The following is an 11,994-nucleotide window of genomic DNA, read 5'->3' as shown; positions in this document are numbered from 1 at the left end:
TCCTCTTTCCTCTTTCCTCTTTCCTCTTTCCTCTTTCCTCTTTCCTCTTTCACCTACCCAACCAAACCACTTTGCTCGATACCGTCAAAAACAAACTGAACCGCCAATGCCGAAAGTAGAATCCCCGAAATCCGGGTAATAACTTGGATGCCGGTAACACCTAAAAACCGATGGACTTGACTAGCCATTAACAAAATCGACAGTGTCAGAAACATGATAATGAATAATGACGACAAAACGACCAATTGACGGGAGAAATCGCCGGCAGCATCGGCCATTAGCAAAATAATCACGCCCATAGCCCCGGGACCGGCAATCAAGGGAGTCGCCAAGGGGAAAATCGAAATATCATGCCTCAAACGGGCTTCATCGGTTTCCGCCGACGTTGTCGTAAGCGCTCCCGAAGAACGCGCGAAAACCATATCGAGAGCAATCAAAAATAATAAAATACCGCCCGAGGTTCTCAAGGCAGCCAGCGAAATGCCCAAACTATTCAATAAAAAGTCGCCAGCAAACGCAAAGACCAATAAGATCATCGTCGCACTAAGGACTCCGCGAACCGCATAGACCTGTCGTTCCTTAAGCGTCGCCGAAGCAGTCATCGCGGTAAAAACGGCGGCCACATCCAATGGTCCGACCGTCGTAAATAAAGCGGCTAAAGCAACCGTTGCGGTATCGATCATCATATTTCCGGGGAAAATTTACTTTAGTCGGTATGACTGACTCTAACCCCGAAATAATCCAACTCGGCTATCAGATTGAATTTCGTCGGCTTCTCTATATCAAGCAACTCGAAAATCTCTTTCAAGCGTCTTTGTTTTAGCTTTTCAAGATCGCCGTATCGAATCGCAAACAACTTATCTTGCTTACCGGGCGGATAGCGTTTTTTGATTTCGCCTATTCTGCGATTTATCGTCAACACCGCATTTTTCAATAAAACCGAAACTTCCTGAGTTAATTCAATCGTTTCATTTCCATCGATTAAATCTCTCGATTTCTCGAAACGATCCGTTTTAAGACCCTGATTAGCCAATAACGCTAATCGCTTACTCTTAACTTGCGGCACTAATAAATTTGCTTCGGTTAAAACAATCTTTGTAGAATTTTTACGGCTTGTCATCGGTTTACATTATGGGTTCCTTCGGAGGACCGTGGAAACCAGAAAAAAACTAAAACTATTTCCTTTTTCCTCGTTCCCATCGCTCTAGCGTGGGAACGCATACCAATCTTGCCTCGGGCAGCCCAAGTATGGGCTCCCACGGAGAACCGTAGGAGCCAGAAAAAAGAACATTAATTGCCGGCCCCTTTCCTCATTCCCATCGTTCTAGCGTGGGAATGTATACCGATCTTGCCTCGGGCAGTCCTGGTATGGGTTCCCACGGGGGACCGTGGGAGCCAGAAAAAGAACATTGATATCCAGCCCCTTCCGGAACGACGAGGGGCTATTAATATAAAAACGGAGGCATGATACGAGCATTATGAATTTTCGATTCGGCATTTCGTATGCCTTCTACAAATTCCTGTAAGGATTTTTTTGTATTTTGCAAATAATACTCATCTAATTTGGAATCATTCTCTATCAATTTAGCCAAATACTGTTTGGTATTGTGCCGCTTGATTTCCAGGCTCGGCGCGCATTGCTCATAAGCCATTTTTGTACTCAGATTGCCCTGTATCGATTGATGACGTAATTGATCGCAGCGCTTACAAACCTCGTCGAATTCTTTTTGAATGCATTCTATTTCGATCCGACTATTCATAAAATTTACCCATCATTGCCATAATCAGTAACGCCAATATTTCGGTGAAAGCAATACTAAAATCGTAAATATTTCCAAGCGCCCCAAAAGCATCGCAAAACATGCCAACCACTTGACCGGGTCGCTTACCGTTCTAAAACTTGTCGCAACATCGCCTAGGCCTGGGCCGACGTTATTGATACAGGCAGCGACCGCGGAAAAAGCCGTTACTTGATCGAGCCCCCCGGCCATCATCAATAACATGATAATTCCGAAAGATACGACATATAAACCGAAAAAGCCCCAAACTGCCTCGATAATGCGTTCTTGCTGCACTTCCTTACCTACTTTAACAGGAATGCAGGCATTCGGATGAATCAAGCGTTGGATTTCTCGGTCACCTTGTTTATAAAGTAACATTACGCGTATGACTTTCAAGCCTCCAGCCGTCGAACCCGCACAGCCGCCGACAAAGCCGATAAACACCAGCATTACCGGCACCGGTCCTGGCCAGTTATAAAAATCGGTCGTTGAAAAACCGGATGTGGTCATAAACGAGACGATTTGAAACATGCCATGCCGCATTGCATCGAACAACGAAAAATCAGAGATATCTTTATAATATAATACTCCTCCGACCACTGACCCCGATAAAATCATCAGCAACAAATAGGTACGCGCCTCGCTATCCAATAGATAAACTTTCAACGAAGCACTTTGCAATGCTGCAAAATGTAAGGCGAAATTCATACCGGATACGGCCATAAAAAAAATCGCGACGATTTCTATCGCTGGATTTTTGAAAAAGCCGATGCTCTCGTCATGCGTCGAATAACCGCCATTAGCCGTTGTCGAAAAAGAATGCCCGATCGCATCGAACCAATCCATACCGGCAATGCGATAAGCGATCGCACAGATTATCGTGATCCCTAAATAGATCACCCAAAGCGCCTTAGCAGTCCCGGCGATACGTGGCGTCAACTTACTGTCTTTGACCGGCCCCGGCACTTCCGCCCGAAACAACTGCATACCGCCGATACCCAGCACCGGCAAAACCGCTAATGCCAGCACGATAACGCCCATTCCGCCGAACCATTGCAACAATTGCCGATAAAACAAAATCGACTTAGGTATATCGTCCAAACCTTCGAGAATGGTCGCGCCGGTCGTCGTGAAACCCGAAACCGATTCGAATACGGCATCGGTGATCGACAAACTAGGCGTATCGCCTAAAATAAACGGCACGGCTCCCATCGTCCCCAGAATCATCCAAAACAACGCGACGATCAAAAAACCGTCACGATGATAGAGTTGACGCTTTTCATTACGGAACGGAAACCAAAGCATGGCCCCCGCACCCAGTAGGATCAAAAAACTTTGCCAAAACAATAATTCGGCTTGATCCTGGTAAATATAAGAAACCAACAACGGCAGGAACAGCGTAGTGCTGAACATCATCAACAGCAAACCGATGCTTCTTAAAACGACTTTAGCTTGCATATGACAGTCCGTTAAATGCGCTGAAAATAGCTTTCAATGTTTTTAACCAGCTTTTTATCCAGCGCGAACATCACGATATGATCGTTTTCTTCGAAGACCGTATCATGATGAATCGGAATGACTTCTTTATTTCGAATCAAGGCGCCTAGCACGACACCTTCGGGAAGCTTCACTTCATCGACTCTAAGCCCCACGACCGATAATGAACGGCCGTCTTCGTCCTTATGTGCGATTGCCTCGATAGCTTCGGCGCTCCCTCCGCACAAAGAACTTACCCTGGCGACATCGCCCTTGCGAACATGTTTGAGAATATGCCCCAAAGTTTCCTGATTCGGCTGAACCACGACATCGATTTCACTGCCGGTCAATAGCTTGATATAAGAACCATGATTGATCAAACAAATCGTTTTCTTGACGCCCAACTTTTTCGCCAAGGCGGCAGCAATAATATTGACGCCGTCGTTATTAGTGACTGCGCAAAACAAATCGGTCTTAGCAACGAGTTCATCGACGAGTAACGTTTCTTCGGTACAGTCGCCCTGTAGTACTACAGTATTTTCGAGTTCGTTGGCAATTTTTTTAACCCGGATCGGGTCGTGTTCAATGACCTTGACTTGATGATTATGCTCGAGCGCCATCGCCAAGCGTTTGCCGATATGGCCACCGCCGGCGATCATGATCGTTTTGACCGGTTCTTCCAAAGTATGAAGTTCGGTCAATACTTTGCGGATTTTATGCCTCGGCGATACGAAAAAAACTTCGTCGCCTTCGAGTATATCGGCCTCGCCATTGACATCCAACGATTCGCCCTGTCTGAATATCGCCACGACGCGGATTTTTCCGTTGGCAAGCTTTTGTTTGAGCGCCTTTATTTTTTTGCCGGTTAAAAAGCCCTCGGGAACGGCCTTGATCGAAAACAGCCTTACTAGTCCGTCCGCAAATGAAGAAATATGTAAAACGCCCGGAAACTTGATTAAATTATGAATCGCTTCCATGACAATCTGCTCGGGACTGATCACGATATCGATCGCGATTCCATAAGGATTGAATAATTCGGGATGCTTAAGAAAATCGATTGCCCTTACCCGAGCGATCGTTTTAGGCTTACTGTATAGGGTATTGATGATCTGGCAAGCCAGCATATTGGTTTCGTCACGGTCGGTCACCGCGATGACGATATCGGTATCGCGAACACCGGCCATCTCTAATATACTGGGATGAGCCGCATTGCCCGCTACCGTAGCAATATCGTAGCGTTCTTTCAACGCCGCTAATAATTCCGGTTTTCTATCGATTACAACAATATCGTTTTCTTCGCTTGCCAAAGCACTGGCAACGGACGAGCCGGTCATACCGGCTCCTAAAATGAGTATTTTCATTAAATCATAAAGTCGTCATAGTTGAGCTAGTTCATGCCAAGCTCGAATTAAACCGCAACATCAAGGTAAACCCGCTCATTTTATAGCAATTACCGATCTGCTTCGAGCCTTAGATTCCTCATTTTCTTGCTGGTTTTACAAGGCACAACTATTATTGGTAATTGCGTCACAATAGTTCAACTTACACGAATCACATCAAGCCATGAAAATATTGGTCGTAGACGACATAGAGCAAAATAGACTGATGCTGTTTAAGCTATTATCGAGAAAAGCGCATCAAATCCTATTTGCCGAAAACGGACTCGAAGCCATCGAACAATTCAATCACGTACATCCGGACTTGGTACTGATGGATATCATGATGCCGGTCATGGATGGCTTTGAAGCGACTGCCAAAATCAGAGCCTTGAATATCGACAAATGGGTTCCGATTCTTATTTTGAGCGCTGTCGACGGCGAGGATAATATCGTCAAAGGCCTTGAGGCGGGCGCCGACGATTATTTGCCCAAGCCCATCAATCCAGCGATTCTCTATGCGAAAATAACGAGCATCGAACGGTCGATCGAGATGCAAAACAGCATCATTGAGGGAAATCGCCAACTCCAAGCCTACCAAGACCAAAATGAAGTCGAACAACATTTCGCGCAGACGATTTTCGATCGTTTGATTCATCAAAACGACTTACAAGACCCGCAGTTGAATTATTGGCTACTGCCAGCCAGACGTTTTAGCGGCGATTTAGTTTGCGTTAAACGTATCAGCCCCGACCGGCTTTATTTTATGTTGGCCGACTCGACCGGACACGGCCTTGCGGCGGCGCTGCCGACCATCATCGTCAATCAAGTCTTTCAAGGAATGACCCAAAAAAGATTATTGGTGTCTTGCATTGCTAGAGAAATCAACAATCGCCTAAAAGAAGAATTACCGGCCGGGCATTTCGTGGCATTAGCCCTAGGCATGGTCGATTACCGCAATCAATTGATCGAAATATGGAACGGCGGTTTACCCGACCAATGGGCTCTGGATCTTCAAGGCATTCCGATCCGAGCATTCAAATCGCAACATACATTCGCCGGCGTCCTGGACGATGACGAATTTGACGATGGCACAGAAATCTGGCAATGGCAGCAAGAGTGCGAATTATTTTTCTATTCCGACGGACTCGTCGACATTGAAGATCCTCTCTCCGAATGTTCCGGCCATGATTGGTTGTTGAAAACCTTAAAACAATCTACATCGGGACAACGAATACAAGCCATTCAAGCCGAATTATCCGACTACATGCAAAAAAATGAAATTCACGATGATATTTCTTGTCTCTCTGTTAAATGCCGTTAACCGATAAGCCTAAAAAGAACAGTTGACATGTATTGTAGACCGTTCGTGCTGAGCTAAGTCGAAGCATGAAGGGTCTACAACACTTTCACCGGCTTAGTGAGGCCTCAAACTACCGCTCACCCTTCGACAGGGCTCAGGACGAACGGTAGTTTGAGGCCCTCACCTGCTCTTTTTAGGATAAGCGGAATTTTTAAACCCTATCGAACCGTGCAGGCAAACGAATGAACCATTGGCAAAAGGTGAGCTTATGCTGCCGGACTTAACCAGCATTCAACCCGCTTTTGTAGGATTTAATTTTCGAAATACGGTAGCTGCCGAACAAAATCCTAACGCTGCCGAAAACGACACTCAAATCCAAGGACGAGACACAAGCCTTGCGGATGATGCGCATTTTTCTATTGAGGAACAGCGTCAAATCGAGGCATTAAAGGCCCGGGACGCCGAAGTCAGGGCTCATGAGCAAGCGCATATAAATGCGGCCGCAGGCATTGCCGTCAGCGGCGCAAGCTTTTCCTATCAAACCGGACCCGACGGAAACCGCTACGCCATCGGCGGCGAAGTCCAAATCGACACTTCTCCGGCCCCCGGCGATCCGGAGGCAACGCTAAGAAAAGCCGAATCTATTCGCAGAGCGGCACTTGCTCCGGCGCAACCATCCGCTCAAGATTTTAGTGTGGCAGCCAACGCCGCCAGAATGGCGAGTGATGCCAGAATTGAACTTCTCAAACAAACGCAGGAAAACGCCGGCCCTCAGTTTGGCACAGCCATCGATATCGCCGTTTAAAAGCAGTTGTGCACCGAAAGAGAAAGGCATGGTTTATTTTCTGGTTTGAGTGCGCCATAACTGCACAATTTGATCCACATCCAAATCGTCAGGGCCTTCACGCCAACCCGTATAATAATCCACGTCATTACTTTTCGGCTCGGGATTGGGACGATAGATCTGCACGCGCGTCGGCAAAGGCGCAGCCTCACCCAGAACTAATGCCTCACCTCTTCCGAGAGAGGTCAAGATATCGGTCAAGTCGCCTTCGGCTTCCGGAACCAAACCGCGTATATAAGCCTGATCGTCTGGGTTAGTGGTTCTCAGACAGAAAAACGAACTGCATTGGGCCAACATCGTTTCCGATAATTCGGTCGGCCTTTGGCTAATGACCCCGATCGAAACGCCGTATTTTCGCCCTTCTTTTGCGATACGCTCCATCATCCTTTTCGTTCCTTCGAACTGACCGCCTTTTTCACGCGGGATATAAGCATGAGCCTCTTCGCAAATCAGCGTAATCGGAAATTCCCGGCGTCTCGGGTTCCAATAATTGAATTCATAGGCCAACCGGCCCACTTGTGCGGAAACCGCCGGCCTAACATCGGTCGGCACCGAACTTAGATCTACAACGGTAATATTGGCCTTGTTATCGCCCAATCCGATGAACTGCCGCAGTAAATCGGCCATGCCGGCTGAAGTATTGCGTTTTTTCGGTTTTAACAAGAAATCATAACGAACATCATTGAATCGACTCTGCATTCTGACTAAAAATTCGTCGAATTGACCAAATAAGGCACCTTTACTTTTACCGAAATCCTTACGCTCTTCATTGGCATTCTTGAACTGCATATACAATTCGGCCAGTGAAAAATAAATCGGCGTATCGATCGAAACCACGCCTAAACCGATTTCCTTTGCTTCCTTCCGCTTGAGTTGTTGCAAGATTTCACGCATGAATGCCATCTGCATCGAAGCGCCGTTATCGTTGCGATCGATAAAGAGATCGACTAACTCTGAATAACTCATCATCCAATAAGGCATCTCCATATCCATCGCATCGACATAGTTGACCATGTCGCTAGGAAAGGCAGATTGAATTGTGCCATTATCGTCCTTCCAACAATATTCGCCATGTAAATCCAACATAATCAAATGCGCTTTCGGCATGGCCTTGATGGTATGTTGAATCAGGCTAGTGACGGTCCAGGACTTACCCGAGCCGGATTGTCCGATGATCGCGAAGTGCCGCCCGAACAAGGCGCGAGGATCGAGACTGAGATGATATTCCTTATGCGATGCTAACTGGCCGATAAAAAATTCGTAATCCCTAAAGGCAGAAAAAATAGCGTTAATTTCGCTTAAGCCGACCGCGTACACTTTAGCACCGGGTGTCGGATAATGTCTAACGCCGCGAACAAAGCTGCCGTTTTCCTGGATTTCCCCGACCGGAATCAACGAGATAAAACGGTCCGCCTTACGTATCCCGACCGAATCGAAACGATCTCGCTCCCACATTTTAAAAACCAGGGCCAGCACGCCGATTACACCTTGTCTAATAACGACATACGAACCAATATGACCGGCCAGGATTTCTTCGTTACCAATTCGAATAATCGGCAAGTCGGAAGAATGCTGTTCGGCTATTCTGGCCTCCATGCCATCTCCGCGCACTTCGGAAAGATAGCCGATTAGAATACTATTTAAGGGTTGCTCGGACATTATATGCTTCCTATCAATTCAAAGATATTAAGCATTCTAGACGAAATTTAAGTTTTAAACTTCGTTAGGAAGTTTTTTGGCGGTCATTTCAAATTTGGGGAGAAAGCACGCCGTCAAACGATTTGAATTGTTATCAATCCAAGCCATCGTGCAAAAAATAGCGCCTATGCGCTTTGTTTCGCGAAGCTAGAGCTTCGCGTACCGATTTCCCAAGCTGGAGCTTGGGAAACAGCGGTACTCCCCTTTCACCTTTCACCTTTCACCTTTCACCTTTCACCTTTCACCTTTCCCCTTTCACCTTTCATCTTTCCCTAATCAATCCATTCATAAAATTCGGTTAATGCCGGGTCGCATTTACAACAACTGGTTCCACACGACCCATTCGGCGATGACGATTTAATTTTTCCTTTACTGATCCATTTACCTAACATGCCTCTTATCGCGTCGGCATCCATATCGAAATGATTGACCAGATCAACCATCGCCACTTTATGCCTTTGCTTAATATAGTTTCTAAGATCGGACAGTATCACCGGTTTTCTCCTGTTGAACGGGGTTGCTGGAGTTTCGCCCGGATAAGTGCAACACTAACAACACCAATAAAAAGAAAAGACTTAGCCCAATCAACCATGTCAACGAATAACTTGGGTGATCGCTAAAGGTCGATAATTGATAAAAAAATGTCGCGGTCATGTAGGCAATACCAGTCGTCCAAAAGACGACAAACAATGTCCAACCTAAGTTAGTTTCTCGATAGATCGCCGCCGTTGCCGCAACGCAAGGCGCATACAATAAAATGAATAATAGGTAGGCGAAAGCCCCGGCTTGACCGTCGAAACTAACTCGCATTGCCCCGTAAGTTCCTGCATCGACTTCTTGGTCATTGACTGCGGTTTCAATGTCGAGCCCCAATGGATCCAACAGATTACCGGCAACACCCAATAAGTTTTCAGGAATCGTCTTCACCGCCTCACTCAGGGCTGCGACTAAATCAAAACCTTCATCGTCAACCTCAGCATCATCGAACGCCATTTGGCTGTACAAAGCATTCAAAGTACCGACTACGGCCTCTTTAGCCAACACGCCGGTAAAAATACCGACCGTGGCAGGCCAATTGTCATTCTCTATGCCCATAGGTTTAAAAATCGGCGTCAAACCACGCCCGATTTCGCTCAATACCGATTGATCGCTGTTTTCACGACCGAAACTACCATCCGTACCCATAGCATTGAGAAAATTCAAAACCAATACCATCGGCACGATCACCTTACCGGCATTGAAAATGAAAGTTTTGAGTCGATCCCAAGTTCTGAGTAAAACGCTCCGCAGGCGCGGAATATGATAAGCCGGCAGCTCCATGATAAATGGTGTAGCCTCGCCCTTGAATAAGGTATGGCGCATAATCAGGCCGGTAAAAACCGCCACCGCAATGCCGATCAAATACAATCCGAACACTAAATTTTGTCCGCCGACCGGGAAAAAAGCCGCCGCGAACAAAGCATAAACCGGCAACCGAGCGCCGCAGGACATGAACGGGTTCATCATATTGGTTAGAATCCGATCACGTTGATTTTCCAGCGTTCTAGTTGCCATGATTGCTGGTACGTTACAACCGAAACCGACGATCATCGGCACGAAAGATTTTCCCGGCAAACCGATCATGCGCATAAAACGGTCCATCACAAAAGCGGCGCGCGCCATGTAGCCGGAATCCTCCAAAGCGGACAACACCAAAAATAAAAACCCGACAATAGGAATAAACGTCGCGACGACTTGCACCCCTCCGCCCGCGCCTTGAGCGATTAAAACCACTAACCAGTCCGGCCAATTCATTTGATTTAATACAAACGCTAAACCATCGACAAAAAATGCTCCGGTCACTTGTTCAAAAAAATCTATGAAAGCGCTGCCGATATTAATCGTGAACATGAACATCAAATACATCACCAGCAAAAAAATCGGTATGCCTAAAAAGCGATTCAATACCAAGGCATCAATTCGCTCGGTAGTATGCCGATTTAATTGTTGAGTATGGATCACGAAACGCTGAGTCAATGAATTGACGAATCCATAGCGAGCATCGGCGGCTAGAATATCGATCTCGTCAGCAGCTTCGGTTTCTATTTGTCGTTGCAGAGCCGCAACAGTCCCTTTGAGTTCATGACCGGCAATTTGTTTAGCTAAAGTGTCGTCTTCGAGCAAACGAACAGTCAACCAACGCCGGTCGCAACGGTGCTGTTCGGCCAGCGGTTGCAATAACGGCGATAACTTGTCGATAGCTTGTTCTAAAGCCGGCGCATAAGGAATATCGAGACTCGGAATGGGCTTATCCTGCGCGGCACGATTAATGACTTCCTTTAAATGCCTTATTCCTTCTCCGGTCGATGCACTGATTGGTACAACCGGGCAACCCAATAAATTGGAAAGTTCATCAACATCGATCGCCACGCCTTTTAGTCGAGCGGCATCAATCATGTTCAGTGCGATCATCATCGGCACCCGCATTTCCAGGAGCTGAGAAGTCAAATATAGATTACGCTCAATGTTTGACGCATCGACGATATTAATGATCAAATCCGCTTCCCTAGCCGCAACATAGTCTCTGGCTACTTTCTCATCGAGAGAAACATCGTCATCGGCCGCTTCCAGGGAGTAGGTACCCGGTAAATCGACCACACGCACGATTTTATGATCGAAGCGGTATTCTCCGGTTTTCTTTTCGACGGTCACACCCGGCCAATTGCCTACATGCTGTTTAGAACCGGTCAAAATGTTGAACAGGGTCGTTTTACCACAATTCGGATTACCGACGACGCCTATCGTAAAATCGATTGCCATTAAATTTTCTCGATCAATAAGACGGAAGCTTCATCCTTACGCAATGTCAATGAAAAACCACGCAGTTTTATCTCGACAGGATCCCCCATTGGCGCAAAGCGAGTGACACAAAACTGTGTCCCTGGCGTTAAACCCATCGCCAACAAACGTTTCCGGTAGGCCTTTGCAGATTTATCGAAGCCGGTAATGCGGCCGCAATCGCCAACGATGAGGTTTTTTAAACTTAAGTTCATTCGCTTAGCCTCTTAGTCTTGGAAACCCAAAACAATATAATAAGTAATAATGATTCTCATTAAATGACTATATCATAACTAGACTTAACGTCAAAACATGGTTTTCCGAACTTGCTTGATATTGGCGGGTCGAGCGCAGTACGCGTCTCTTGCCTTGATTATTCGTGCATGAGAAAGGTCAAAATAGTCCCTTTTGACCGAGAAACCGTCTAAGAATAAAAGGTACGGGATTTGTCTATCGAGGACTGCCGTTCACCCAGCACCTAAATTATCTCAGATAGTTAGGAACGAGCATGAAATAACTTCGACAACTATTAGAAAGGGGGGCGGCAGGGAAAACACATTAAAATAACTAATATATCAATATGTTAACCTGTTTCCTGGAACGCTTAGTCAATTTGGTTTAACTTATGGTACCCCTCCCTGGGCCCCGTTAGGCCGCGCCGAGCACTGGCGATTTTGCCGAGAATAGCCCGCTAGGGGA

At 46.5% G+C, this 11,994-nt stretch carries 11 protein-coding genes; 2 read left to right on the top strand and 9 right to left on the bottom strand.

Annotation, left to right across the window (positions count from 1 at the left end; all coding sequences use genetic code 11):
* Window positions 1-53 precede the first annotated feature (53 nt).
* The 5 genes from ACRJJO_RS21255 to trkA all read right to left on the bottom strand — a co-directional run bounded on the left by ACRJJO_RS21255 (window position 54) and on the right by trkA (window position 4,618).
* A complete protein-coding gene (locus tag ACRJJO_RS21255) occupies window positions 54-686 on the bottom strand; it encodes a MarC family protein (protein ID WP_431067567.1) in 633 nt (210 codons plus the stop codon).
* Window positions 687-706: 20 nt separating this feature from the next.
* Window positions 707-1,120 (bottom strand): hypothetical protein, encoded by a 414-nt coding sequence (locus ACRJJO_RS21250; RefSeq protein WP_431067566.1) that lies wholly within the window; start codon window positions 1,118-1,120, stop codon window positions 707-709.
* Window positions 1,121-1,445: 325 nt separating this feature from the next.
* On the bottom strand, window positions 1,446-1,760 hold the full coding sequence (locus tag ACRJJO_RS21245; RefSeq protein ID WP_431067565.1) for a hypothetical protein: 315 nt from the start codon (window positions 1,758-1,760) through the stop codon (window positions 1,446-1,448).
* 24 nt (window positions 1,761-1,784) lie between these two features.
* The gene (locus ACRJJO_RS21240; protein ID WP_431067564.1) at window positions 1,785-3,239 is read right to left on the bottom strand and encodes a TrkH family potassium uptake protein; all 1,455 of its coding nucleotides are present in this window, start codon (window positions 3,237-3,239) and stop codon (window positions 1,785-1,787) included.
* An 11-nt stretch (window positions 3,240-3,250) separates the two neighbouring features.
* Window positions 3,251-4,618, bottom strand: a complete 1,368-nt coding sequence (gene trkA, locus ACRJJO_RS21235) for a Trk system potassium transporter TrkA (protein ID WP_431067563.1) — start codon at window positions 4,616-4,618, stop codon at window positions 3,251-3,253.
* A 202-nt stretch (window positions 4,619-4,820) separates the two neighbouring features.
* Between trkA and ACRJJO_RS21230 the strand changes: the two genes are divergently transcribed.
* Window positions 4,821-5,957 carry a PP2C family protein-serine/threonine phosphatase gene (locus tag ACRJJO_RS21230; protein ID WP_431067562.1) on the top strand — a complete coding sequence of 379 codons (1,137 nt, stop codon included), beginning with the start codon at window positions 4,821-4,823 and terminating at the stop codon, window positions 5,955-5,957.
* Window positions 5,958-6,204: 247 nt separating this feature from the next.
* Window positions 6,205-6,741 (top strand): putative metalloprotease CJM1_0395 family protein, encoded by a 537-nt coding sequence (locus tag ACRJJO_RS21225; RefSeq protein ID WP_431067561.1) that lies wholly within the window; start codon window positions 6,205-6,207, stop codon window positions 6,739-6,741.
* A 33-nt stretch (window positions 6,742-6,774) separates the two neighbouring features.
* Here the strand turns inward: ACRJJO_RS21225 and ACRJJO_RS21220 are convergent, their stop codons facing one another.
* The 4 genes from ACRJJO_RS21220 to ACRJJO_RS21205 form a co-directional block, all read right to left on the bottom strand.
* On the bottom strand, window positions 6,775-8,439 hold the full coding sequence (locus ACRJJO_RS21220) for an ATP-binding protein (RefSeq protein WP_431067560.1): 1,665 nt from the start codon (window positions 8,437-8,439) through the stop codon (window positions 6,775-6,777).
* A 311-nt stretch (window positions 8,440-8,750) separates the two neighbouring features.
* Complete coding sequence (locus ACRJJO_RS21215; RefSeq protein WP_125219880.1) at window positions 8,751-8,972, bottom strand: FeoC-like transcriptional regulator; 222 nt, start codon at window positions 8,970-8,972, stop codon at window positions 8,751-8,753.
* On the bottom strand, window positions 8,953-11,277 hold the full coding sequence (gene feoB / locus ACRJJO_RS21210) for a Fe(2+) transporter permease subunit FeoB (RefSeq protein WP_431067559.1): 2,325 nt from the start codon (window positions 11,275-11,277) through the stop codon (window positions 8,953-8,955). Before feoB ends, ACRJJO_RS21215 begins: the two co-directional genes overlap by 20 nt.
* Window positions 11,277-11,510 carry a FeoA family protein gene (locus ACRJJO_RS21205; RefSeq protein WP_014148944.1) on the bottom strand — a complete coding sequence of 78 codons (234 nt, stop codon included), beginning with the start codon at window positions 11,508-11,510 and terminating at the stop codon, window positions 11,277-11,279. Before ACRJJO_RS21205 ends, feoB begins: the two co-directional genes overlap by 1 nt.
* Between the last annotated feature and the right edge of the window lie 484 nt (window positions 11,511-11,994).

Origin of the sequence: Methylotuvimicrobium sp., from assembly GCF_050611805.1 — a bacterium.
GTDB lineage: Bacteria > Pseudomonadota > Gammaproteobacteria > Methylococcales > Methylomonadaceae > Methylotuvimicrobium.
This window is presented reverse-complemented; position numbering and strand designations above follow the sequence as displayed.